At 54.8% G+C, this 23,849-nt stretch carries 22 protein-coding genes; 15 read left to right on the top strand and 7 right to left on the bottom strand.

From position 1 onward, the window contains the following. The first annotated feature begins 5 nt into the window (after nucleotides 1-5). The 9 genes from kdsC (at nucleotide 6) to npr (ending at nucleotide 5,933) form a co-directional block, all read left to right on the top strand. The gene (gene kdsC, locus BJ887_RS11240) at nucleotides 6-572 is read left to right on the top strand and encodes a 3-deoxy-manno-octulosonate-8-phosphatase KdsC (protein WP_014171813.1); all 567 of its coding nucleotides are present in this window, start codon (nucleotides 6-8) and stop codon (nucleotides 570-572) included. Then, a complete protein-coding gene (gene lptC, locus BJ887_RS11245; protein ID WP_014171814.1) occupies nucleotides 569-1,144 on the top strand; it encodes an LPS export ABC transporter periplasmic protein LptC in 576 nt (191 codons plus the stop codon). Before kdsC ends, lptC begins: the two co-directional genes overlap by 4 nt. Continuing rightward, entirely contained in the window at nucleotides 1,113-1,667 is a 555-nt protein-coding gene (gene lptA, locus BJ887_RS11250) for a lipopolysaccharide ABC transporter substrate-binding protein LptA (protein ID WP_121339882.1), read from the top strand. The genes lptC and lptA overlap by 32 nt, the downstream gene beginning before the upstream one ends. A gap of 6 nt (nucleotides 1,668-1,673) precedes the next feature. Beyond that, nucleotides 1,674-2,399: an LPS export ABC transporter ATP-binding protein gene (gene lptB, locus BJ887_RS11255; protein ID WP_014171816.1), complete on the top strand. Its 726-nt coding sequence runs from the start codon at nucleotides 1,674-1,676 to the stop codon at nucleotides 2,397-2,399. 47 nt (nucleotides 2,400-2,446) lie between these two features. Further along, nucleotides 2,447-3,880: an RNA polymerase factor sigma-54 gene (gene rpoN, locus BJ887_RS11260; RefSeq protein ID WP_014171817.1), complete on the top strand. Its 1,434-nt coding sequence runs from the start codon at nucleotides 2,447-2,449 to the stop codon at nucleotides 3,878-3,880. Nucleotides 3,881-3,902: 22 nt separating this feature from the next. After that, on the top strand, nucleotides 3,903-4,190 hold the full coding sequence (hpf, locus tag BJ887_RS11265) for a ribosome hibernation promoting factor (protein WP_014171818.1): 288 nt from the start codon (nucleotides 3,903-3,905) through the stop codon (nucleotides 4,188-4,190). An 82-nt stretch (nucleotides 4,191-4,272) separates the two neighbouring features. Next, nucleotides 4,273-4,764 carry a PTS IIA-like nitrogen regulatory protein PtsN gene (gene ptsN, locus BJ887_RS11270; RefSeq protein WP_014171819.1) on the top strand — a complete coding sequence of 164 codons (492 nt, stop codon included), beginning with the start codon at nucleotides 4,273-4,275 and terminating at the stop codon, nucleotides 4,762-4,764. A 45-nt stretch (nucleotides 4,765-4,809) separates the two neighbouring features. Continuing rightward, on the top strand, nucleotides 4,810-5,664 hold the full coding sequence (rapZ, locus tag BJ887_RS11275; RefSeq protein ID WP_014171820.1) for an RNase adapter RapZ: 855 nt from the start codon (nucleotides 4,810-4,812) through the stop codon (nucleotides 5,662-5,664). Continuing rightward, nucleotides 5,661-5,933: a PTS phosphocarrier protein NPr gene (npr, locus tag BJ887_RS11280; protein WP_003861872.1), complete on the top strand. Its 273-nt coding sequence runs from the start codon at nucleotides 5,661-5,663 to the stop codon at nucleotides 5,931-5,933. The genes rapZ and npr overlap by 4 nt, the downstream gene beginning before the upstream one ends. A gap of 38 nt (nucleotides 5,934-5,971) precedes the next feature. On the opposite strand, the gene mtgA is transcribed toward npr, so the two are convergent. From mtgA to lptF, 5 genes are all read right to left on the bottom strand, one after another. Further along, nucleotides 5,972-6,697, bottom strand: coding sequence for a monofunctional biosynthetic peptidoglycan transglycosylase (gene mtgA / locus BJ887_RS11285; protein WP_014171821.1), 726 nt, complete (start codon nucleotides 6,695-6,697; stop codon nucleotides 5,972-5,974). Beyond that, nucleotides 6,694-7,347: an isoprenoid biosynthesis glyoxalase ElbB gene (gene elbB, locus BJ887_RS11290; RefSeq protein ID WP_121339883.1), complete on the bottom strand. Its 654-nt coding sequence runs from the start codon at nucleotides 7,345-7,347 to the stop codon at nucleotides 6,694-6,696. The genes mtgA and elbB overlap by 4 nt, the downstream gene beginning before the upstream one ends. Nucleotides 7,348-7,578: 231 nt before the next feature. Then, entirely contained in the window at nucleotides 7,579-9,912 is a 2,334-nt protein-coding gene (gene arcB, locus BJ887_RS11295; protein ID WP_032679053.1) for an aerobic respiration two-component sensor histidine kinase ArcB, read from the bottom strand. A 135-nt stretch (nucleotides 9,913-10,047) separates the two neighbouring features. Then, nucleotides 10,048-11,130, bottom strand: coding sequence for an LPS export ABC transporter permease LptG (gene lptG, locus BJ887_RS11300; protein WP_014171824.1), 1,083 nt, complete (start codon nucleotides 11,128-11,130; stop codon nucleotides 10,048-10,050). Then, a complete protein-coding gene (gene lptF, locus BJ887_RS11305) occupies nucleotides 11,130-12,230 on the bottom strand; it encodes an LPS export ABC transporter permease LptF (RefSeq protein WP_014171825.1) in 1,101 nt (366 codons plus the stop codon). The genes lptG and lptF overlap by 1 nt, the downstream gene beginning before the upstream one ends. A gap of 266 nt (nucleotides 12,231-12,496) precedes the next feature. On the opposite strand from lptF, the gene pepA reads away from it, so the two are divergent. The 5 genes from pepA to BJ887_RS11335 all read left to right on the top strand — a co-directional run bounded on the left by pepA (nucleotide 12,497) and on the right by BJ887_RS11335 (nucleotide 19,148). Then, nucleotides 12,497-14,008: a leucyl aminopeptidase gene (gene pepA, locus BJ887_RS11315; RefSeq protein ID WP_014171826.1), complete on the top strand. Its 1,512-nt coding sequence runs from the start codon at nucleotides 12,497-12,499 to the stop codon at nucleotides 14,006-14,008. A 111-nt stretch (nucleotides 14,009-14,119) separates the two neighbouring features. Next, nucleotides 14,120-14,563, top strand: a complete 444-nt coding sequence (holC, locus tag BJ887_RS11320) for a DNA polymerase III subunit chi (protein WP_008502815.1) — start codon at nucleotides 14,120-14,122, stop codon at nucleotides 14,561-14,563. After that, nucleotides 14,563-17,418 (top strand): valine--tRNA ligase, encoded by a 2,856-nt coding sequence (locus tag BJ887_RS11325; protein WP_121339884.1) that lies wholly within the window; start codon nucleotides 14,563-14,565, stop codon nucleotides 17,416-17,418. The genes holC and BJ887_RS11325 overlap by 1 nt, the downstream gene beginning before the upstream one ends. Before the next feature lie 123 nt (nucleotides 17,419-17,541). Next, complete coding sequence (locus tag BJ887_RS11330; protein WP_020883521.1) at nucleotides 17,542-18,045, top strand: GNAT family N-acetyltransferase; 504 nt, start codon at nucleotides 17,542-17,544, stop codon at nucleotides 18,043-18,045. 83 nt (nucleotides 18,046-18,128) lie between these two features. Beyond that, nucleotides 18,129-19,148, top strand: a complete 1,020-nt coding sequence (locus BJ887_RS11335) for an NAD(P)-dependent alcohol dehydrogenase (protein WP_032680192.1) — start codon at nucleotides 18,129-18,131, stop codon at nucleotides 19,146-19,148. Between the two features lie 81 nt (nucleotides 19,149-19,229). Here BJ887_RS11335 and BJ887_RS11340 read toward each other — a convergent pair whose 3' ends face one another. Beyond that, entirely contained in the window at nucleotides 19,230-20,876 is a 1,647-nt protein-coding gene (locus BJ887_RS11340; protein ID WP_121339885.1) for a dihydroxyacetone kinase subunit DhaK, read from the bottom strand. A 137-nt stretch (nucleotides 20,877-21,013) separates the two neighbouring features. Between BJ887_RS11340 and BJ887_RS11345 the strand changes: the two genes are divergently transcribed. Beyond that, nucleotides 21,014-22,516: a helicase HerA-like C-terminal domain-containing protein gene (locus BJ887_RS11345; RefSeq protein WP_025202916.1), complete on the top strand. Its 1,503-nt coding sequence runs from the start codon at nucleotides 21,014-21,016 to the stop codon at nucleotides 22,514-22,516. Here BJ887_RS11345 and BJ887_RS11350 read toward each other — a convergent pair. Further along, entirely contained in the window at nucleotides 22,496-23,437 is a 942-nt protein-coding gene (locus tag BJ887_RS11350) for a TIGR01212 family radical SAM protein (protein ID WP_121339897.1), read from the bottom strand. The two genes, BJ887_RS11345 and BJ887_RS11350, sit on opposite strands and share 21 nt — an antisense overlap. Nucleotides 23,438-23,849: the final 412 nt, after the last annotated feature.

Here is a 23,849-nt window from a genome sequence, read left to right on the forward strand (position 1 = left end):
AGACAATGAGTAATGCGGGTGCATCCCTTGCAACCTGTTATGGTCCGGTCAGTACCCATATGATGGCAAAGGCGGAAAATATTCGCCTGCTCATCCTGGATGTGGATGGGGTACTCTCTGATGGCCTGATTTACATGGGCAATAATGGTGAAGAGCTGAAAGCGTTTAACGTTCGCGATGGCTACGGTATTCGTTGTGCGCTCACATCAGGCATCGACGTTGCCATCATCACCGGTCGGAAAGCTAAACTGGTTGAAGACCGTTGTGAAACGTTAGGCATTACCCATCTGTATCAGGGTCAGTCCGATAAGATGGCGGCGTTCAACGATTTACTGGGTAAACTGGCCGTCGCGCCGGAAAACGTGGCCTATGTCGGGGACGATCTGATTGACTGGCCGGTGATGGCTGAAGTCGGTCTGAGTATCGCCGTGGCCGATGCGCATCCGCTGCTGATCCCGCGCGCTGACTATGTCACCCATATCAACGGTGGCCGTGGTGCCGTACGTGAAGTCTGCGATCTGCTTTTGCTGGCGCAGGGCAAGCTTGATGAGGCCAAAGGGCAATCGATATGAGTAAAACCAGACGTTGGGTTATCATTCTGCTTTCGCTTGTCGCACTGGTATTGATTGGCGTGAACCTTGCCGATCGCGACGATACGCAGACGGAAGTGGTCAATACGAGCGAGCCAACCTATAAAAGCGATCACAGTGACACCGTGGTCTACAGCCCGGAAGGTGCGCTGAACTATCGCCTGATTGCCCAGCATGTTGAATATTTTTCAGATGACGGTATTTCGTGGTTTACCCAGCCAGTCATGACCACGTTTGATAAAGACAAAGTGCCGACGTGGTCGATTAAATCTGACCGGGCAAAACTGACGAATGACCGTATGCTTTATCTGTATGGCCACGTTGAAGTCAACGCCCTGACCGCTGACTCACAACTGCGCAAAATCACGACGGATAATGCACAGATCAACCTCGTGACCCAGGACGTGACGTCGCAGGATCTGGTCACACTGTATGGCACAACATTTAATTCCAGCGGTTTAAGAATGCGCGGGAACTTACGCAGCAAAAACGCCGAGCTGATTGAAAAGGTTAGAACCTCCTATGAAATTCAAAACAAACAAACTCAGCCTTAAAGTAATTATCGCCAGTGCGATGCTGGCGACCAGTCTTCCCGCGCTTGCTGTAACGGGCGATACTGACCAGCCTATCCATATCGAGTCCGACACGCAGTCGCTTGATATGCAAGGCAATGTCGTTACCTTTACCGGTAACGTCGTCATGACCCAGGGCACCATCAAAATCAACGCCGACAAAGTGGTCGTTACCCGTCCCGGTGGCGAGCAAGGCAAAGAGATCATTGATGGCTATGGCAACCCGGCAACCTTCTACCAGATGCAGGATAACGGCAAACCCGTGAAAGGCCGCGCCACGCATATGCACTATGAGCTGGCGAAGGACCTGGTCATCCTGACCGGTAACGCTTATCTGGAACAGCTGGACAGCAACATCACCGGCGACCAGATCACCTATCTGGTGAAAGAGCAAAAAATGCAGGCCTCCAGCGAGAAAGGCAAACGCGTAACCACCGTGCTGGTTCCGTCGCAGCTGCAGGACAAAGGTAAGGGTCAGGCCCCGTCACAGAAGAAGAGTAACTAATTCGTTATGGCAACATTAACTGCAAAAAATCTCGCGAAGGCCTATAAGGGCCGCCGTGTCGTAGAAGATGTCAGTCTGACCGTCAACTCCGGCGAAATTGTAGGCCTGCTTGGCCCTAACGGTGCGGGCAAAACCACAACTTTCTACATGGTCGTTGGTATCGTGTCGCGCGATGCGGGCAACATCGTCATTGATGATGAAGATATCAGTCTTCTGCCGCTGCATGCGCGTGCGCGTCGCGGTATCGGCTATCTGCCGCAGGAAGCCTCCATTTTCCGCCGCCTGAGCGTCTTCGATAACCTGATGGCCGTCCTGCAAATTCGTGACGATCTGACCAGCGAACAGCGTCAGGACCGGGCTAACGAGCTGATGGAAGAGTTCCATATCGAACATCTGCGCGACAGCCTCGGTCAGGCGCTGTCCGGCGGTGAACGCCGTCGCGTTGAGATTGCGCGTGCGCTGGCTGCAAACCCGAAATTTATCCTTCTGGATGAACCGTTTGCAGGCGTTGACCCCATCTCCGTTATCGACATTAAACGTATCATTGAGCATCTGCGCGACAGCGGGCTTGGCGTACTGATCACTGACCATAACGTCCGTGAAACGCTGGCCGTGTGCGAACGCGCATACATCGTGAGCCAGGGCAATCTGATCGCCCACGGTACGCCGCAGCAGATCCTCGAAGATGATCATGTTAAGCGTGTCTACCTTGGGGAAGACTTCAGACTCTGATAGGGTAGAGGTAATGTAACGCCGAACCGGAGAAAAATGCTCTGAACATGAAGCAAGGTTTGCAATTACGGCTCAGCCAACAACTGGCGATGACGCCGCAGCTACAGCAGGCGATTCGCCTGTTGCAACTGTCCACCTTAGAACTCCAGCAGGAGCTCCAGCAAGCGCTGGATAGCAATCCGTTGCTGGAGCAAGCCGATCTTCATGAAGAGGTAGATACCCAGCAGTCGCAGGATACTGAAGCACTCGACACCGCCGATGCGCTCGAACAAAAAGAGATGCCGGACGAGCTTCCGCTGGATGCCAGCTGGGATGAAATCTACACCGCCGGAACCCCTTCCGGTACGCGTGCAGACTACCAGGACGATGAGCTACCGGTTTATCAGGGTGAAACTACCCAGTCACTGCAGGATTACCTGATGTGGCAGGTGGAACTTACCCCCTTCTCCGATACCGACCGCGCGATTGCGACATCCATTGTCGATGCCGTGGATGACACCGGTTATCTGACCGTCACGCTGGACGAAATTCTGGAAAGCATGGGTGACGAAGAAATTGAACTCGAGGAGATAGAAGCCGTTCTGAAGCGCATTCAGCGTTTCGATCCGGTTGGGGTGGCCGCAAAAGATCTGCGCGACTGCCTGCTTATCCAACTTTCTCAGTTCAGCAAAGAGACACCATGGCTTGATGAAGCCCGCTTGATCATCAGCGACCATCTGGATCTTCTGGCCAATCACGATTTCCGCAGCCTGATGCGCGTCACGCGCCTGAAAGAAGAGGTGCTGAAAGAGGCGGTCAATCTGATTCAGTCCCTCGATCCGCGCCCCGGTCAGTCCATTCAGACCAGCGAACCCGAGTACGTCATCCCGGATGTGCTGGTCAGAAAACACAATGACCGCTGGGTCGTTGAACTGAACTCAGACAGCATCCCTCGCCTGCAAATCAACCAGCAGTATGCCTCCATGTGCACCAGCGTGCGTAACGACTCCGATAATCAATACATTCGTAGCAATTTGCAGGAAGCGCGATGGTTGATCAAAAGTCTGGAGAGCCGAAATGATACGCTGCTCCGCGTAAGCCGCTGTATTGTCGAACAGCAGCAGGCGTTCTTTGAGCAGGGCGAAGAGTATATGAAACCGATGGTGCTGGCGGATATCGCCCAGGCCGTCGAGATGCATGAATCAACCATTTCCCGCGTGACCACGCAGAAGTATCTGCACAGTCCACGCGGTATTTTTGAGCTTAAGTATTTCTTCTCCAGCCATGTGAATACCGAGGGCGGCGGTGAAGCGTCGTCAACGGCCATTCGCGCCCTGGTGAAGAAGTTGATCGCCGCGGAGAACCCCGCGAAGCCACTGAGCGACAGTAAGTTAACCACCATACTGTCCGACCAGGGTATTATGGTGGCACGCCGAACTGTTGCGAAGTATCGAGAGTCTTTATCCATTCCGCCGTCTAACCAGCGTAAACAGCTGGTCTGACACAACCGATAAGGAAGACACTATGCAGCTCAATATCACAGGACATAACGTCGAGATTACTGAGGCTTTACGTGATTTTGTGAATGCTAAATTCGCGAAACTCGAGCAGTATTTCGAAAGGATCAACCAGGTCTATGTTGTATTGAAAGTGGAGAAAGTGACTCATATCTCGGATGCGACCCTGCATGTCAACGGGGGTGAGCTCCATGCCAGTGCGGAAGGGCAAGACATGTACGCTGCTATCGACGGCTTGATTGATAAGCTTGCACGACAGCTCAATAAACATAAAGACAAACTGAAACAACACTAATTGTCCGGGCAGTTAACGGGTGCAGGAAGGCCTGTTGTGAAACACAACAGGCCGTTTGTACAGTTAGCGCTTAGGTGAAATTATGATGAACAACGATTCCGCTCTTCAACTGAGCAATGTCCTTAACCAGGAATGTACGCGCAGTGCTGTTCACTGCCAGAGCAAAAAACGTGCGCTGGAGATCATCAGTGAACTGGCCGCAAAACAGCTGGGCCTGCCGCCGCAGGTCGTGTTCGAAGCGATCCTGACCCGTGAAAAAATGGGCAGTACCGGCATCGGCAACGGCATCGCGATCCCGCACGGCAAACTGGAAGAGGACACCCTGCGTGCCGTCGGTGTGTTTGTGCAGCTGGAGACGCCTATCGCCTTCGATGCCATCGATAATCAGCCCGTCGATCTCCTCTTCGCGCTGCTGGTGCCTGCCGACCAGACGAAAACCCATTTGCATACGCTTTCGCTGGTCGCAAAACGCCTGGCCGATAAAACCATTTGCCGTCGACTGCGCGCAGCCCAAAGTGATGAAGAGCTATATCAAATTATCACTGAAGCAGAAGGCAATCAGGATGATGCATAACCAGGAGATGGCCTTCACATCTGTTGTCCTGAGGAGAAACGGAACATGGTGCTGATGATTGTCAGTGGCCGTTCAGGGTCCGGGAAATCCGTGGCCCTGCGCGCGCTGGAAGACATGGGGTTTTACTGCGTAGATAACCTGCCGGTCGTGCTGTTGCCCGACCTGGCACGCACGCTTGCGGAGAGGCAAATCTCTGCCGCCGTCAGTATCGACGTTCGTAACATGCCTGAATCGCCAGAAATTTTTGAACAGGCAATGAGCAACCTGCCTGATTCATTCTCGCCTCAGCTGCTGTTCCTCGATGCAGACCGCAATACTCTGATCCGTCGCTACAGCGATACCCGTCGTTTGCACCCGCTTTCCAGCAAGAACCTCTCACTGGAAAGTGCTATCGACGAAGAGAGCGATCTGCTGGAACCGCTGCGTTCCCGTGCTGACCTGATTGTCGATACGTCCGAAATGTCCGTGCATGAGCTGGCGGAAATGCTGCGTACCCGTTTACTGGGCAAACGCGAGCGTGAACTGACGATGGTGTTCGAGTCATTCGGCTTTAAGCACGGTATTCCTATCGATGCGGATTATGTTTTCGACGTGCGCTTCCTGCCGAACCCGCACTGGGATCCGAAGCTGCGTCCAATGACCGGTCTCGATAAGCCCGTCGCGGCCTTCCTCGACAGACACACAGAAGTTCACAATTTTATCTACCAGACGCGAAGCTACCTTGAGCTATGGTTACCTATGCTGGAGACAAACAATCGTAGCTACCTGACCGTAGCGATTGGCTGTACCGGCGGTAAACATCGTTCGGTCTATATCGCCGAACAGCTGGCCGACTATTTCCGCTCACGCGGGAAGAACGTTCAGTCCCGTCATCGCACGCTGGAAAAACGTAAAACATGACCGTAAAACAAACCGTTGAGATCACCAATAAGCTGGGCATGCATGCACGTCCGGCGATGAAACTGTTTGAGCTGATGCAGGGTTTCGATGCAGAAGTTCTGCTGCGTAACGATGAAGGTACCGAGGCGGAAGCGAACAGCGTGATTGCGCTGCTGATGCTGGACTCCGCCAAAGGCCGCCAGATTGAAGTAGAAGCTACCGGTCCACAGGAAGAGGAAGCGCTGGCGGCGGTGATTGCGCTGTTTAACGCCGGGTTTGACGAAGACTAACGCCTCTTTCATGGCGGGTAGCGCTACGCTTACCCGCCTTACATCAATTTATTTCTCGCCATAAACCCTTCCCCTCCCAGCTGCCGCATCTGGCGCATGATCCACGCCTGTCGGTTTCGCACATAGCCTGAGGGTGCATCAGCCTTAAAGCGAATTGGGTTAGGCAAGACCGCGGCCAACAGCGCAGCTTCAGAGAGGCTCAGCCGGCTGGCAGGTTTATTGAAATACCGCTGCGACGCGGCTTCGACACCAAACACGCCATCACCAAACTCGGCAATGTTCAGATAGACCGTCAGAATACGTTTCTTGCTCCAGACCGTTTCCATCCCCAGGGTCAATCCGGCTTCCAGTCCTTTTCGCACCCAGCTGCGGCCATCCCACAAAAACAGGTTTTTGGCCGTCTGTTGTGACAGCGTCGATGCGCCGCGCACGCGGTTTTCATGGCGTTCATTATGGGCGAGCGCTTTCTCGATTGCCGCCACGTCAAACCCCCAGTGCTCCGGGAATTTCTGATCCTCCGCCGCTATCACCGCCAGCCCCATCCACGGGGAGATTTCATCTGTGCTCACCCAGTCAGAGTGGGCAACATAGCTGAAGTCACCGGTGAACCACGCGCTCAGCTGACGCTCAACCATCACGGCAGAAAACGGAACCGGCAGAATGCTGAATAATGCCAGTCCGCCGCCCCAGAACACCGCCAGCACCAGCACGGCACGCCAAAGAATACGTTTTACCCAGGCGCCTGCGGCGAATTGACGCCTCATTCAGTCAGCACCAGCACTCTGGCCACCAGCTTTTCAATGCCTGAAGCGGCTTCCGCGATAGTCTGCGCCAGCATATACGCAGGTGTGGTGACGATTTTATTGTCTTCATCCACCACAATGTCATCCACCGGACAAGGGATGTGCTCGCCTCCCATCTCCTCGATGATTTCCGCTGTATCAATATCGGTCCCGATGGTCAGGCGCAGCGGGAAATCAAAAATTGTCGGAAGCATGGCCGGAGCGATGCAGATAAAGCCCTGCGGTTTACCCGCCGCATGCATGGCCTGTGATAATGCTTTTAAATGCGGATCAACCTGACACCCGGCGCCTTGCGTGGCAAACGTGCTGAGATTTTTAGCCGCCCCAAACCCACCCGGCACAATTAACGCATCAAGCTCTGCGGCGTCCGCCTGAATCAGAGGATGAATATCGCCACGCGCAATACGCGCGGCTTCAATCAGGACGTTACGGGTTTCCGCCATCGGCTCCCCGGTCAGATGATTAATGACATCAGCCTGATTTTTGTCTGGCGCGAAGCAAATGACTTCAGCCCCCTCTCTTGCCAGGGCCAGCAATGTGATGACGGCTTCGTGTATCTCAGAACCATCGTAAACGCCACATCCGCTCAGTACGACACCAATCTTTTTCATCATGACGATCCTTCTCTGCAACTCGCTGAAGCACATAATTAATTTTGATTAAAACGCTATGCTTCACACATTTCACTGATTCCTGTAACAAACCATTTAAGATTTGCTATCTTATTTGCGTGCGGCCTAAATTTTCAGGCGGCGTCCATACGAAAACAACACAAAAAAACAGGCGCAGCCACAATTTCCCTGGTGTTGGCGCAGTATTCGCGCACCCCGGTTAAGCCGGGGTCATTTTTTTCTGGCGTCCACCCAGGCTTTAAGCACCGCCACATCGTTCTGCCACTCTTGTTTCATCTCTTCAACCCAATCACCTACGTTATCTTCCCAGGCAGGTAAATCAGGTGACTGAATCTGTTGTCCCAGCTGCTGCAGGTGACGTAAGCCGACCGAGCCGGCCGCACCTTTGATTTTATGCCCTTCTTCCACAATGCCTTTCTGATCCCGCGCTGTCAGATTTGACTCCAGCACGCTCAGATAGCCCGGCATCATTTTTTCAAATACCGCCAGACCGTCGGTAATCAGTTTTGGACCAACCAGATCGATGTACTGCTCCAGCATCGCGGTATCGAGTATCGTTTGGGCTTTCGCGCTATCCACAGACGTCATGGTGTTCTCCTCTTCATCATGGGTATCCCAGAACTTCTTGATCATGGCGGTCAGGGCAGGCACCGCCAGCGGCTTGCTAAGTACATCATCCATACCGGCATCGAGGTACTCTTTTTTATCTTTCAGCACGTTCGCCGTCAACGCCACCAGCGGTGGCAGTTCGTCGGCAGCGTACTGGCTCGTCAGTTCACGGGAAATATCCAGCCCGGTCATGTCCGGCAACTGAATATCCAGCAGAACGAGATCATATTCACCCGGCTTAAACATCTCCAGTGCGGCTTTACCGGTCATCGCCACATCCACGCTGTTGCCCAGTTTTTCCAGGACAGAGCGTGCGACAATTACGTTAAGCTCAATATCTTCCACCAGCAGGACATGCAGCGCAGGCAGCGGCATATCGTCGTTTTCGAAGGTATCTTCCACCTCTTCCGCCACCGCCGGCGCGTGCACCGTCAGCGTGAAGGTTGAGCCTTTGCCCGGATGGCTGGCGACGGTAATATCACCGCCCATGCTCTTCGCAAGGCGTTTAGACACCGCCAGACCAATTCCCGTGCCGGTAGCGGGCTTGCCACCGTTGCTGTCCTTCACCTGATAGTACATCGCAAAGATTTTGTCCTGCTCTTCCTGCGGAATACCAATGCCGGAGTCTTCCACCTCAAAGTGCAGCATGTCGCCCTGGTCATAGCGAATACGTACCGAGACCTGCCCCTTCTGGGTAAATTTGACCGCATTGCTGATAAGGTTCCACAGGATCTGGCGCAGACGCGTGCCGTCGGTAACCACCTTGTGCGGCAGCGGCAGCGTGGGATCCATGACAAAGCTCAGCCCCTTCTGCTGCGCCTGCAAACCCGACAGGTTTTCCAGATCGGCAAGGAAACCGGTGAAATCAACCGGCTGGTTATCAAGCTGCACTTTGCGGCGTTCCATCTTATCCATATCGATAATATCGTTGAAGATATTCCCCAGCGTGACCGCTGAGACATGGATGGTTTTGAGGTATTTTTCCTGTTCTGCGGTGAGATCGGTGTCCAGCAGAATGCGGCTCAGGCCGACAATTCCGTTAAGTGGCGTACGCAGTTCATGGCTGATGGTGGAGATGAAGGTGGTTTTATCGCGGCTGGCACGTTCAAGGGCATCCTGATAGCGCTTACGTTCGGTGATATCACGGCCAAACCCCATCAGACCGTGGCGTTTCCCCACGCGGTCGTAGTACGGCACCTTACGGATCTCAAAGCAGGCTTTGCGCCCGTCGGGGTAATCCAGCCACTGTTCATAGGTCAGTGAGACGTTATGACGGAACACTTTTTCGTCCGTCTCCATCACTTTGGCGGCCGCCTCTTCGGAGTATACGTCCTGCGGCTTCAGGTGAATCAGCTGCTTCTCGCTCTTCCCGGTCAGCAGTTCCATCGCCCGGTTACAGCCGGAAAACTCTTTATCTTCATTACGGTAGAAAACCAGATCCGGTGATGCATCAAGGAACGAACGCAGGAAAGAGGATTGCTGCTCAAGCTGGATCTGCGTCACCTCACGCTCTTTCATTTCGATTTTCAGCTGCTCCAGCGTCGCCTGGCGCTCAGCCTCCGCCTTCTCACGATCCGAAATCTCCTGGTTCAGTTGGGCGATATTATCCTTTAGCTGAACGTTGAGCTTCAGATCGCGATCGCGCATCTCTTCCAGTTTATCGACCAATTTTGACAGGCGCTGACGGGACTCCTCCAGTTGTTCAACCACCACGGAGAGGAAATAGACCGCCCAGGGTGTAATCAGCAAGCCAAAGAAGATGGAGCGGATCACGTCGATACTCTCGACCTGACCGTGCAGAACCATGGTTACGGCCATCTGCACGACAATGGCCAGAACGACCAGCGCCAGTGCCAGCAGCATGGAGAAACGCACCAGCCCAAGCTTCATCATCAGATCGACGTAGTACTGGGCCAGCATTCGAATTTGCTTCATAGAGGATCCCTTCACGACTTTATCGCTCAATAATACTCAAATTCGCGGCGGGGCGTTGAAGGTTGTGAGAAAAAGTGCGGGGTGAAACAGGAGATTAGCCTCGCTTCCGGTTCTCCGGAAGCGAGGAGAGGTATGTCAGGAGCGTTTCAGCATCAGCCAGAGGCTGATCAGGAAGAAGCTGGCGCTCGGCAGCAGCGCGCCGATAACAGGCGGAATACCATAAACCAGCGTCAGCGGGCCGAAGATCTGATCGAGAACGTAGAACACAAAGCCGAAGCTGATCCCGGTCACCACGCGCACGCCCATCGGCACGCTACGCAACGGGCCAAAGATAAACGACAGTGCCATCAGCATCATCACCGCCACGGACAACGGCTGGAAGATTTTGCTCCACATGTTGAGCTGATAACGTCCGGCGTCCTGTCCGCTCGACTTCAGGTATTTCACGTAGTTGTGCAAACCACTGATTGAGAGAGCGTCAGGATCCAACGCCACCACGCCGAGTTTGTCCGGCGTGAGTTTGGTTTTCCACATGCCCGACACCGTCTGAGAGCCGGAGATCTGTTTTGGATCGGTCAGGTCTGACTCATCCACCTGCGACAACCGCCACTGCTTATGCTCGGCGTCAAACTTGGCCGAAGAGGCGTGACGCACGGAGAGCAAACGACGATCGTTATTGAAGGTGTAAATACTCACGCCCCCCAGTTCGTCATCGCCCTTCACACGTTCGATATAGACGAAGCTGTCACCATCTTTTGCCCACAACCCTTGCTGCGTTGAGAGCAATGAACCACCGTACATCGCCTGCGCACGATAGTTACGCGCCATCTGCTCACCCTGCGGTGCCACCCACTCACCAATTGCCATGGTCAATAGCACCAGCGGGATCGCGGTTTTCATCACCGACAGCGCAACCTGCATACGGGTGAAGCCCGAAGCCTGCATAACAACCAGTTCACTGCGCTGTGCCAGCATCCCTAAGCCCAACAGCGCACCCAGCAGGGCTGCCATCGGGAAGAAGATCTGCACATCTTTTGGCACGCTGAGCAGGGTATACATGCCCGCACCCAGCGCGTCATAGCTCCCCTGCCCGGCTTTTTTCAACTGATCGACAAATTTGATAATGCCGGAGAGCGACACCAGCATGAACAACGTCATCATGATGGTGGAAAAAATAGTTTTACCGATATAGCGGTCAAGAACGCCAAACGCCTGCATTAGAGGGCTCCTTTACGCGAGAAGCGGGCACGAATGCGGCGCACAGGCACCGTATCCCACAGGTTGAGTCCCACCGCCAGCAGCAGATACAGACCATTGACCACCCAGGTCCAGACGAACGGGTCAATTTTACCTTTACCACCGTTAGACTTAATTGAGGTCTGCAACAGGAAGAACACCAGGTACAGCAGCATGGCTGGCAACATTGACAGCACGCGTCCCTGACGTGGGTTAACCACACTCAGCGGAACGACCATCAGAGCCATCATAAATACGGCGAATACTAGCGTGATACGCCAGTGCAGTTCGGCACGCGCACGGTTGTTGTCCGTATTGAACAGGGTACGCATATCCATTTGCTCGGTATCACTTGGATCGAGCGCCACGGTCTGGTGACCAATAATGGCCTGGTAGTTCTGGAAATCGGTGATGCGGAAATCGCGCAGCATCGCAGTGCCTTCGAAGCGCGTGCCTTTATTCAGCGTCACTACCTGAGAGCCATCTTTACGCTGTGACAGTTGACCCGAATCGGCCACCACGACGGAAGGACGGGCATTCCCTTTGGTGCGGAGCTGCGCAAGGAACACATCGTTAAAGCGGCTACCATCCACGCTTTCGATAAAGAGAACAGAATTCCCGTCCGTCGCCTGCTGGAACTGGCCCTGCGCCAGTGCGGCCATACCCGGGTTTGCTTTGGCTTCTGCCAGCACTTCATCCTGGTGACGGGAAGACGTTGGGCCCGCCCACATCACATTCACCGCCGCAACAATACCTGTGAAAAGCGCCAGAACCATAGCGGCTTTCACCAGTACGGCTTTACTCAAGCCGCAGGCGTGCATCACGGTGATTTCACTCTCGGTATAAAGCTTGCCGAGCGTCATGAGCAGACCGAGGAAAAGACTTAGCGGCAGGATAAGCTGCGCCATTTCCGGGATCCCTAAACCAAGCAGGGAAAGCACCAGATTCGTAGGAATTTCGCCGTCAACGGCCGCACCGAGGATCCTGACCAGCTTCTGACAGAAAAAAATCAGCAGCAGGATGAAGAGGATCGCCAGCTGGCTTTTGAGCGTCTCCCGCACCAGATATCTTATGATTATCACTTTAAATACGCCCGTAAAAACCCGTCTCTTTGCTGGAAAATCGCTTGTTTCATGGCTTAAACGTCATTTATTCTCTTGAGTCGTCGAAATCATCGCTAAGATTAAAACATCCGGCGGATTCACGCTTCAGGACTTTTTCTGACGTGTCGAAACCGTAGTAACGTAAGATTAACACGAAGTCACCACAACAGCGGACATGAGTTACGAAAGGTTTCAATTCTATCTGTAGCAGCCGCTGTTGTCTTTAAGATTCAGGAGCGTAGTGCATGGAGTTCAGTGTAAAAAGCGGTAGCCCGGAGAAACAGCGGAGTGCCTGCATCGTTGTGGGCGTCTTTGAACCACGCCGACTCTCCCCGATCGCCGAGCAACTCGATAAGATCAGTGATGGCTACATCAGCGCCCTGCTGCGCCGTGGCGAACTGGAAGGCAAACCTGGGCAGACGCTGTTACTGCACCATGTTCCAAACGTACTGTCTGAACGTATTCTGCTGATTGGCTGCGGTAAAGAGCGCGAGCTGGATGAACGTCAGTATAAGCAGGTTATTCAGAAAACGATTAATACGCTGAATGATACCGGCTCAATGGAAGCCGTTTGCTTCCTGACCGAGCTGCACGTCAAAGGCCGTAACACCTACTGGAAAGTGCGTCAGGCGGTCGAAACGGCAAAAGAGAGCCTGTACAGCTTCGACCAGCTGAAAACCAACAAAAGCGAGCCACGTCGTCCGCTGCGTAAAATGGTCTTTAACGTACCGACCCGTCGCGAGCTGACCAGCGGTGAACGCGCTATCCAGCACGGTCTGGCGATTGCTGCCGGGATTAAAGCCGCAAAAGATCTGGGCAATATGCCGCCTAACATCTGTAACGCAGCGTATCTGGCCTCTCAGGCACGTCAGTTGGCTGACGCCTACAGTAAGAATGTCATCACCCGCGTCATCGGCGAACAGCAGATGAAAGAGCTGGGAATGCACTCCTATCTGGCAGTCGGCAACGGCTCCCAGAATGAGTCGCTGATGTCGGTTATCGAGTACAAAGGTAACCCGTCTGAAGATGCGCGTCCGATTGTGCTGGTTGGTAAGGGTCTGACCTTCGATTCCGGCGGTATCTCCATCAAGCCTGCCGAAGGCATGGACGAGATGAAGTACGACATGTGTGGTGCAGCAGCAGTGTATGGCGTGATGCGTATGGTGGCGGAACTTCAGCTGCCGATAAACGTCATTGGCGTACTGGCGGGCTGTGAAAACATGCCTGGCGGTCGTGCGTACCGTCCGGGTGACGTTCTGACAACCATGTCCGGCCAGACCGTTGAAGTGCTGAACACCGACGCCGAGGGCCGTCTGGTGCTGTGCGACGTGCTGACCTACGTTGAGCGCTTCGAGCCTGAAGCGGTCATTGACGTGGCCACGCTGACCGGTGCCTGTGTGATTGCGCTGGGCCATCACATTACCGGGCTGATGTCGAACCACAATCCTCTGGCGCACGAGCTGATTGGCGCGTCCGAACAGGCCGGTGACCGCGCATGGCGTCTGCCGCTGGGTGACGAGTACCAGGAACAGCTGGAGTCTAATTTCGCCGATATGGCGAACATCGGCGGTCGTCCTGGCGGGGCAATTACTGCGGGCTGCTTCCTGGCGCGCTTTACCCGTAAGTACAACTGGGCGCATCTGGATATCGCAGGTACCGCCTGGCGTTCCGGTAAGGCCAAAGGCGCAACCGGTCGTCCGGTCGCGTTACTGTCGCAGTTCCTGCTCAATCGTGCGGGTTTTAACGGCGAAGAGTAATTGCCGTCAGATGCCCGGTAGCGCTACGCTTACCGGGCCTACGGAAAGATGCCGTTTGTAGGCCGGGTCAGCCCGGCCTTGCATTTAAATCCATAACAAGAAGCCCCATATATGAAGAATGCAACGTTCTACCTTCTGGACAACGACACCCATCAGGACGGCCTCAGCGCAGTTGAACAGCTGGTGTGTGAAATTGCCGCAGAACGTTGGCGCGCAGGTAAACGCGTTCTGATTGCCTGCGAAGATGAGCAGCAGGCCATCCGCCTTGACGAAGCACTCTGGGCACGCCCGCCGGAGAGTTTTGTTCCGCATAATCTGTCTGGCGAAGGCCCTCGTGGCGGCGCACCGGTAGAGATTGCCTGGCCGCAAAAGCGCAACAGCAGCGCGCGCGATATTCTGATTAGCCTGCGGATAGATTTTGCAGATTTTGCCACCGCTTTCACAGAAGTGGTAGACTTTGTCCCTTACGAAGAATCTTTGAAACAACTGGCGCGCGAACGCTATAAAGCGTACCGCCTGGCTGGTTTTAACCTGAATACGGCAACCTGGAAATAATGGAAAAGACATATAACCCACGCGATATCGAACAGCCGCTTTACGAGCACTGGGAACAGCAGGGCTATTTCAAGCCTAACGGCGATGAAAGCAAAGAGTCCTTCTGCATCATGATCCCACCGCCGAACGTCACCGGCAGTTTGCATATGGGTCATGCCTTCCAGCAGACCATCATGGATACCATGATCCGCTACCAGCGCATGCAGGGCAAAAACACCCTGTGGCAGGCGGGGACTGACCACGCGGGTATCGCGACCCAGATGGTGGTTGAGCGTAAAATTGCCGCTGAAGAAGGTAAAACCCGCCACGACTACGGTCGCGACGCGTTCATCGATAAAATCTGGCAGTGGAAAGCAGAATCCGGCGGTACCATCACCCGTCAGATGCGCCGTCTTGGCAACTCCGTGGACTGGGAGCGCGAGCGCTTCACCATGGACGAAGGTCTTTCCAACGCCGTTAAAGAAGTGTTTGTCCGTCTGTACAAAGAAGACCTGATTTACCGTGGCAAGCGCCTGGTAAACTGGGACCCTAAACTGCGCACCGCTATCTCCGACCTGGAAGTGGAAAACCGTGAGTCTAAAGGCTCCATGTGGCATATCCGCTATCCGCTGGCCGACGGCGCTAAAACGGCAGACGGTAAAGATTACCTGGTGGTAGCGACCACCCGTCCGGAAACCCTGCTGGGCGATACCGGCGTGGCCGTTAACCCGGAAGATCCGCGTTATAAAGATCTGATTGGTAAATTCGTGGTGCTGCCGCTGGTTAACCGCCGCATTCCCGTTGTGGGCGATGAACACGCCGACATGGAAAAAGGCACCGGCTGTGTGAAAATCACCCCGGCACACGACTTCAACGACTACGAAGTGGGTCGTCGTCACGCCCTGCCAATGATCAACATTCTGACGTTCGACGGTGATATCCGTGAAAGCGCGGAAGTGTATGACACCAAAGGTAACGAATCCGACGTTTACTCCAGCGACATTCCGGCTGAATTCCAGAAAATGGAACGTTTTGCCGCGCGTAAAGCGATTGTCGCTGCAGTGGATGCACTCGGCCTGCTGGAAGAGATCAAACCTCACGATCTGACCGTGCCGTACGGTGACCGTGGGGGTGTTGTTATCGAGCCAATGCTGACCGACCAGTGGTACGTGCGCGCCGACGTGCTGGCGAAACCGGCTGTTGAAGCGGTTGAGAACGGCGACATCCAGTTCGTGCCGAAGCAGTATGAAAACATGTACTTCTCCTGGATGCGTGATATTCAGGACTGGTGTATCTCCCGTCAGCTGTGGTGGGGCCACCGTATCCCGGCCTGGTACGACAGCGAAGGCAACGTCTATGTTGGCCGCAGCGAAGATGAAGTTCGTCAGGAAAACAACCTGAGTGCCGATGTCGCCCTGCGTCAGGACGAAGACGTACTGGACACCTGGTTCTCCTCCGCACTGTGGACCTTCTCCACGCTGGGCTGGCCGGAGAACACCGACGCGCTGCGTCAGTTCCACCCAACCAGCGTGATGGTGTCCGGCTTCGACATCATCTTCTTCTGGATCGCCCGCATGATCATGATGACCATGCACTTCATCAAAGATGAAAACGGCAAGCCACAGGTTCCGTTCCATACCGTCTACATGACCGGTCTGATTCGTGACGACGAAGGCCAGAAGATGTCCAAGTCCAAGGGTAACGTTATCGACCCGCTGGACATGGTTGACGGTATCTCCCTCGAAGAGCTGCTGGAAAAACGTACCGGCAACATGATGCAACCGCAGCTGGCAGAGAAGATCCGCAAGCGTACTGAGAAACAGTTCCCGAGTGGGATCGAACCTCACGGTACTGACGCCCTGCGTTTCACTCTGGCGGCACTGGCTTCAACCGGTCGTGACATCAACTGGGACATGAAGCGCCTGGAAGGTTACCGTAACTTCTGTAACAAGCTGTGGAACGCCAGCCGCTTCGTGCTGATGAACACCGAAGATCAGGATTGCGGCTTTAACGGCGGCGAGATGACCCTGTCTCTGGCCGATCGCTGGATCCTGGCAGAGTTCAACCAGACGGTAAAAGCCTTCCGCGAAGCGCTGGACAGCTACCGCTTCGATATCGCGGCGGGCATTCTGTATGAATTCACCTGGAACCAGTTCTGTGACTGGTACCTGGAGCTGGCAAAACCGGTAATGAACGGCGGTTCTGAAGCGGAACTGCGCGGTACGCGCAACACGCTGATTACCGTTCTGGAAGGTCTGCTGCGTCTGGCGCACCCGATTATTCCATTCATCACCGAAACCATCTGGCAGCGTGTGAAAGTGATTGCCGGCATCAACGCCGACACCATCATGCTGCAGCCGTTCCCGGAATTTGATGCAGCGAAGGTCGATGAAGCGGCGTCAGCCGATACCGAATGGCTGAAACAGGCGATCGTGGCGGTACGTAATATCCGTGCCGAAATGAACATCGCCCCGGGTAAACCTCTGGAGCTGCTGCTGCGCGGTTGCAGTGAGGCTGCTGTTCGCCGTGTCACCGAGAACAACACCTTCCTGAAAACCATGGCGCGTCTGGAAAGCATCACCGTGCTGCCTGCGGATGACAAAGGTCCGGTATCCGTGACCAAAATCATCGACGGCGCCGAGCTGCTGATCCCGATGGCAGGTCTTATCGACAAAGACGCTGAGCTGGCTCGTCTGGCAAAAGAAGTGGCTAAGGTCGATGTGGAAATTGGCAAAATCGAAAGCAAACTGGCGAACGAAGGCTTTGTTGCCCGCGCGCCGGAAGCGGTTATCGCGAAAGAACGTGAGCGTCTGGTTGCCTTCGCCGATGCTAAGACCAAACTGATCGAGCAGCAGGCGGTTATTGCAGCCCTGTAATGCTTTTACCCCTTACGCTTCAGGGCGTAAGGGGTATCCTTCCTGAAAACTCCTCGCTTGCGCTCCCTTTACTGCGGTGCTATTAACAGCAGTTGTGTGTCAATTTTTGTAATGAGTAAGACTATGAGCGTGATTACCCCCGTCGCGACGACGATGCGTCGGATCACTGAGCAGGACAACCCGGCTATTGCCGCCGTTATCCGAACGGTTTCCGCAGAGTATGGCCTGACCGCCGACAAAGGTTATACCGTTGCCGACCCGAATCTGGATGAGCTGTTTCAGCTGTACAGCCAGCCGGGCTACGCCTATTGGGTTATTGAGCAGAACGGTCAGGTGGTGGGCGGCGGTGGCGTGGCGCCTTTAAGCTGCAGCGAGCCGGATATCTGCGAACTGCAAAAAATGTATTTCCTGCCGTCGGTACGCGGGCAAGGGCTGGCGAAAAAGCTGGCGCTTATCGCCCTTGAACATGCGCGTACTCAGGGTTTTAAACGCTGTTACCTGGAAACAACCGCCTTCCTCAAAGAGGCCATTGGCCTGTATGAACATCTGGGCTTTACGCATATTGATGCGCCGCTGGGCTGTACCGGCCACGTCGATTGCGAAGTCAGGATGCTGAAAACTCTGTAAAGGGCATTCCTGCCCTCTTCTGTTAAGCGACTGTAAACTGAATGCTCTACACTCTCAGTTCACACCATAACGGGGGAAACACGATGTCGAAGATAAAAAGCTACGCCGCACCGCAGGCGGGTGCAGAACTTGAGCTGTACGAATACGATGCGGGCGACCTAAAAGCAGAAGACGTCGAAGTGCAGGTTGATTACTGCGGGATCTGCCACTCCGATCTCTCCATGATCGACAATGAATGGGGCTTCTCACAGTATCCACTGATTGCTGGCCACGAAGTCATTGGCCGCGTTGTGGCGCTCGGTAGCGCCGCACAGGACAAAGGGCTGAAGATCGGCCAGCGCGTGGGGATTGGCTGGACGGCGCGCAGCTGTGGTCACTGCGATGCCTGTATCAGCGGTAACCAAATCAACTGCCTCGAAGGCGCAGTCCCTACCATTCTGAACAAAGGCGGTTTCGCCGATAAACTGCGTGCCGACTGGCAATGGGTTATTCCCCTGCCGGACAGCATTGATATCGAATCTGCCGGTCCGCTGCTGTGCGGCGGTATCACCGTATTCAAACCGCTGCTGATGCATCATGTCACCGCCACCAGCCGTGTGGGTGTCATCGGGATTGGTGGTCTGGGCCATATCGCAATCAAACTGCTGCACGCGATGGGCTGTGAAGTCACGGCGTTTAGCTCGAACCCGGCCAAAGAGAAAGAAGTGCTGGCGATGGGGGCGGATAAGGTAGTCAACAGCCGCGATCCGCAAGCGCTTAAATCGCTGGCAGGTCAGTTTGATCTGATCATCAATACTGTTAACGTCGATCTCGACTGGCAACCGTACTTTGAAGCGCTGGCCCACGGCGGTAACTTCCACACCGTCGGTGCAGTGATGAAACCGCTGCCGGTGCCTGCGTTTACGCTGATCGGGGGGGATCGCAGCGTCTCCGGTTCCGCAACCGGTACGCCGTTCGAATTGCGCAAACTGATGAAGTTTGCCGGACGCACTAAAGTGGCGCCCACCACCGAACTGTATCCGATGTCTAAAATCAACGAAGCTATCCAGCATGTGCGTGACGGTAAAGCCCGTTATCGCGTGGTGTTGAAAGCGGATTTTTGATGTGAACGCGCGGGGTGCGTGCGGCCTGATTGCACGCATCTCTACCCTCTCCCGTCGGGAGAGGGTGTAATACTCAAAACGCTACCGTTTTGCTGCGGTCATTGCCTTGAACACCTCTGCCACCGCCACGGCCCCCGGGTCGGTCACCCCCTCCAGGTTCTCTTTGTTGACATACGACGAACGTCCGGCACCCGCTTTCACCATATTCGCTGTCGCCTCAGCGCCCGCGTTCGCAGCCTGCGCAGCAGCCTGAAGGTCGCCTTTCTGCAATGCCTCCAGCGCCGGTTGCAGGGCATCGATCAAGGTGCGATCGCCAAGATCTGCCCCACCATACTGCTTCATCTGCGCCAGCCCGCTTAAGAGCGCTTCCGGCAACGGCTGACCGTCATGCAACGTCTGCCCGGCAGCGGTAAAGAAGATCGACATCAGCACACCGCTTGAGCCCCCCATAACCGTTGCCAGCCGCTCGCCAACCAGCAGCAACAGCGTCGACACATCATTTAGCGGAAGCTGTTTCTTCTCCAGACGCTGCGCAATATCCCGCGCCCCTTGCGCAAAGGTAGAGCCCGTATCGCCATCACCCACTTTGGCATCCAGCGCATTGAGGCGGTTTTCCAGCTGGATCAGCATCTGCGTGACCGTGGAGACGATCTCTGCGACCCGTGGATTGTCCGAGGCGGTATATTCCACGCGGTCATGGATCGCGCTATGTTCCTGCACGCGCAGCGGCGCAAACGCCACCGGCTTCTGCCAGCCCAACGTCTCCACCTCTTCATGGAGAGCTTTTTCGAACAGATCGTTAAGCTTCAGCAACGTCAGCGAAAAGCCTTTCATATCCAGGGCACTCACCAGCGGTGCCGGACCAATCAGATAAGCGATATTCTCTTTCAGCGCCGAGTGGGCGAGCTCTTTGGTGAGCAACGCCATCTCCAGCGCCGACACGCCGCCGAGGTTATTGATAAGCACCGCAAAACGCCCGTTACCGGCCTGCGCTTTGAGCGGCTCGACCAGCGTGTCGATGATGGCTTTGCTGTTTTGCGTATCGACAACCGAGGCACCAGGCTCCCCGTGGATCCCAAGCCCCAGCTCCACGTGCCCCTGCTTGATCCGCCCCTCTTCATCATCACTGCCCGGCAGGTTACAGGTTTGCATTGCCACGCCCAGGCTCCAGAGATTATCGCAAGCCTGTTGCGCGATATCGCGCACCTCGGTCAGTGATTTGCCGTGCTCTGCCGCATAGCCCGCGATTTTATGAACCAGTGCCGTACCGGCGATACCGCGCGGCTGTTTGTTATCCGGCAGGGCAATATCATCGGCGACAATGACCATCTCGACCTTCAGGCCATAGCGCTTGGCTTTTTCTGCCGCCAGGCCGAAATTAAGCCGGTCGCCGGTGTAATTTTTCACGATCAGCAGACAACCCCGATCGCCCGTTACCGCCACAATGGCGTTCAGCACCGCATCAACGCTCGGCGAAGCAAAAAGATCCCCGCACACCGCTGCCGTGAGCATCCCTTTGCCGACAAACCCGGCGTGTGCAGGTTCGTGACCAGAGCCACCGCCTGAAATAACCGCCACCCGGCTTTTATCCCAGTCGCTGCGCGCCACCACCCGAATGGCCGGGTCGATATCAAGTTTGACGAGATTAGCGTGTGGTGCCGAAATCAGTATGCCTTCGATGGCGTCGTTGACCAGCTGTTTGCGATCGTTAAAGAAGAATCTGGACATAGTTTTCCAAAATTTTGTGAACCGTATGCAAAAGCATAGTCCGCGCTGGATAATGCGCCGCAAAGTCAGCAATTTACTCAGCCATTTTGCCGTCAGGTTGCCTATACTCGACCGAGGACTAAGAGAGGAAGCGCATTATGAGTACACCATTGTTAATTGCCCGCACGCTGGACAAAGAGCTGTTTTTACTGCCCGCGATGGCCAACCGCCACGGTCTCATCACCGGGGCCACCGGGACGGGGAAAACCGTGACCCTGCAGAAGCTGGCAGAGTCGCTTTCAGAGATTGGCGTACCGGTCTTTATGGCCGATGTAAAAGGCGATTTAACCGGTGTGGCTCAGGAAGGCACTCCGTCCGAAAAACTGCTCGACCGACTCAAAAATATCGGCATCACGGACTGGACACCGCACAACAATCCGGTCGTGTTATGGGATATCTTTGGTGAGAAAGGTCACCCGGTACGTGCAACCGTCTCTGATCTCGGTCCGCTGCTGCTGGCTCGTCTGCTCAACCTCAACGACGTGCAGTCCGGTGTGCTGAACATCATCTTCCGTATTGCCGACGACCAGGGTCTTCTGCTGCTTGATTTCAAAGATCTGCGGGCCATTACCCAGTACATCGGTGATAACGCCAAATCGTTCCAGAACCAGTACGGTAATATCAGCAGCGCCTCCGTCGGGGCCATCCAGCGCGGGTTACTGACCCTGGAGCAACAGGGTGCCGAACATTTCTTTGGCGAGCCGATGCTGGATATCAAGGACTGGATGCGCACCGACAGCAACGGGAAAGGCATCATCAATATTCTGAGCTCAGAGAAGCTTTACCAGATGCCGAAGCTCTACGCCGCCAGCCTGCTGTGGATGCTCTCTGAACTGTACGAGCAGTTACCTGAAGCCGGCGATCTCGACAAACCCAAGCTGGTCTTCTTCTTCGACGAAGCGCACCTGCTGTTTAACGATGCGCCACAGGTTCTTCTGGATAAGATTGAACAGGTGATCCGCCTGATCCGCTCTAAAGGCGTCGGCGTCTGGTTTGTTTCGCAAAACCCGTCCGATATTCCTGACAACGTGCTGGGACAGCTTGGCAACCGCGTACAGCATGCCCTGCGCGCCTTTACGCCGAAAGATCAGAAGGCCGTTAAAGCCGCCGCACAAACCATGCGAGCGAACCCGGCATTTGATACCGAAGCGGCCATCCAGGCGTTGGGCACCGGTGAAGCGCTTATCTCTTTCCTGGATGCAAAAGGCAGCCCGTCCGTTGTGGAGCGCGCAATGGTGATTGCCCCTTGCTCCCGGATGGGACCCGTGACGGACGATGAACGCAACGGCCTGATTAACCGCTCCCCGCTGTATGGTAAGTATGAGGACGACGTGGATCGCGAGTCGGCATTCGAGATGCTGCAAAAAGGGGTACAGGCCACCACCGAATCCCAGGACGCGCCTGCCGCCAAAGGCCAGTCTGTTGCCGTGGACGACGGCATCCTGGGCGGGCTTAAGGATATCCTGTTTGGTACAACCGGACCACGCGGCGGCAAACGCGATGGCGTCGTGCAGACCATGGCGAAAAGTGCAGCGCGTCAGGTCACGAATCAGATTGTACGCGGCATGCTGGGGAGCCTGTTAGGCGGTCGTCGCCGGTAAGCGGGGAACCCAGGGGCGACCAAGCGCCGACCCCTGTACGCCGTGCTCTTGCAGATAACGGTCGATTTCCACCATCCCCGTCCAGCGGTTCTCACACCAGAGCGGTGCAAGAAGCGTTGGACGGCGGGCGCTGGCGGAGATGCGGTGGTAGACAATCTCCGGCGGGGTGTGCCGAATCATCTCCCCCGCCGTCATCGTATACGCATCAAGCTCAATACCGGTTAAGCGCCCGGCTTCCCAGGCTTTGGCCATGATACTGCCCTTTACGATGTGCAGTGGATGCAGCTTAATTCCGTCCACACCGGTCTCGACCACCTTTTCCAGTGTCTCAAGACCGTGCTGCTGCCCTTCGCCAGGCAGGCCGACAATCAGGTGCGAGCACACCTTTAGCCCACGCTCACGCGCGAGACGTGTGGTGCGCTGGTAACAGGCGAAATCATGTCCACGGTTGATGCGGTGCAGAGTTTTGTCGTGCGCACTTTGCAGGCCCAGCTCCAGCCAGATCTCATACCCTTGCTCCTTGTACTCGCTGAGCAGGTCCAGTACCGCTTCCGGCACGCAGTCCGGGCGGGTGCCCACACACAGCCCTACGATACTGGCCTGACTTACCGCCTGCTGATACATGGAGCGCAAGACCTGTACTTCCGCCCATGTGCTGGTGTAGGCCTGGAAATAGGCCAGATACTGTTTCGCACGGTTGACCAGACTCGCCTGATGGGACAGCTGTTCGACGATGGAATGATGCTGCTGCGCTTCGTCAGCAAAAGACGCCACATTACAGAAAGTACAGCCCCCGCGCCCGATCGTCCCGTCACGGTTCGGGCAGCTAAAACCGCCATGCAGCGTCAGCTTGTGAACCTTTTGCCCGTAACGCTGCAAAAGATCCCCACCAAACATATTGACTAATTTCTGTAACTGCATAATCTGGTAGACCGTCCCAAAGAAAGGGGACAAGCCTGCCATTTTTAGCCTCTGTCGGCGATGACCTGGATCAATCGCCCTGGACGGCCTTTATCTCTATGAATAAATACTCAGGATTACTGCAATTTCATTCACGCCAGTTGTGATTACTTTTCCTTATGTTCTGATTGTTTTTTTCACTTATAGCGTCAGCACTGAAAAACAGTGACTTTATGCGGGTTTGCATTTCATCGTAGAGAATTATTCTGCTAAAAAACGGCTATTCAGCACGCTACATCGATAATACCGCTTTCATATAGTGAGTCAGATCACACTCCGCTGCGTCTCACCACAGCTTACAAACGTTGTAAATAGAGTTGAATTTCTTTTATATACAAATAGTTAATAGCTCTTTAGCACATTTTTGTATAAA

It is taken from the genome of Enterobacter sp. WPR_3_1 (assembly GCF_003635055.1).
Classification (GTDB): domain Bacteria; phylum Pseudomonadota; class Gammaproteobacteria; order Enterobacterales; family Enterobacteriaceae; genus Enterobacter; species Enterobacter ludwigii.

Coding starts and splice junctions, on each gene's coding strand:
- BJ887_RS11340 (WP_121339885.1), bottom strand. CDS start 20,876: ATGTCCAGATTCTTCTTTAACGATCGCAAACAGCTGGTCAACGACGCC.
- BJ887_RS11335 (WP_032680192.1), top strand. CDS start 18,129: ATGTCGAAGATAAAAAGCTACGCCGCACCGCAGGCGGGTGCAGAACTT.
- lptA (WP_121339882.1), top strand. CDS start 1,113: ATGAAATTCAAAACAAACAAACTCAGCCTTAAAGTAATTATCGCCAGT.
- BJ887_RS11325 (WP_121339884.1), top strand. CDS start 14,563: ATGGAAAAGACATATAACCCACGCGATATCGAACAGCCGCTTTACGAG.
- mtgA (WP_014171821.1), bottom strand. CDS start 6,697: ATGAGGCGTCAATTCGCCGCAGGCGCCTGGGTAAAACGTATTCTTTGG.
- rapZ (WP_014171820.1), top strand. CDS start 4,810: ATGGTGCTGATGATTGTCAGTGGCCGTTCAGGGTCCGGGAAATCCGTG.
- lptC (WP_014171814.1), top strand. CDS start 569: ATGAGTAAAACCAGACGTTGGGTTATCATTCTGCTTTCGCTTGTCGCA.
- elbB (WP_121339883.1), bottom strand. CDS start 7,347: ATGAAAAAGATTGGTGTCGTACTGAGCGGATGTGGCGTTTACGATGGT.
- arcB (WP_032679053.1), bottom strand. CDS start 9,912: ATGAAGCAAATTCGAATGCTGGCCCAGTACTACGTCGATCTGATGATG.
- BJ887_RS11350 (WP_121339897.1), bottom strand. CDS start 23,437: ATGCAGTTACAGAAATTAGTCAATATGTTTGGTGGGGATCTTTTGCAG.
- lptG (WP_014171824.1), bottom strand. CDS start 11,130: ATGCAGGCGTTTGGCGTTCTTGACCGCTATATCGGTAAAACTATTTTT.
- hpf (WP_014171818.1), top strand. CDS start 3,903: ATGCAGCTCAATATCACAGGACATAACGTCGAGATTACTGAGGCTTTA.
- rpoN (WP_014171817.1), top strand. CDS start 2,447: ATGAAGCAAGGTTTGCAATTACGGCTCAGCCAACAACTGGCGATGACG.
- BJ887_RS11330 (WP_020883521.1), top strand. CDS start 17,542: ATGAGCGTGATTACCCCCGTCGCGACGACGATGCGTCGGATCACTGAG.
- pepA (WP_014171826.1), top strand. CDS start 12,497: ATGGAGTTCAGTGTAAAAAGCGGTAGCCCGGAGAAACAGCGGAGTGCC.
- holC (WP_008502815.1), top strand. CDS start 14,120: ATGAAGAATGCAACGTTCTACCTTCTGGACAACGACACCCATCAGGAC.
- npr (WP_003861872.1), top strand. CDS start 5,661: ATGACCGTAAAACAAACCGTTGAGATCACCAATAAGCTGGGCATGCAT.
- BJ887_RS11345 (WP_025202916.1), top strand. CDS start 21,014: ATGAGTACACCATTGTTAATTGCCCGCACGCTGGACAAAGAGCTGTTT.
- ptsN (WP_014171819.1), top strand. CDS start 4,273: ATGATGAACAACGATTCCGCTCTTCAACTGAGCAATGTCCTTAACCAG.
- lptB (WP_014171816.1), top strand. CDS start 1,674: ATGGCAACATTAACTGCAAAAAATCTCGCGAAGGCCTATAAGGGCCGC.
- kdsC (WP_014171813.1), top strand. CDS start 6: ATGAGTAATGCGGGTGCATCCCTTGCAACCTGTTATGGTCCGGTCAGT.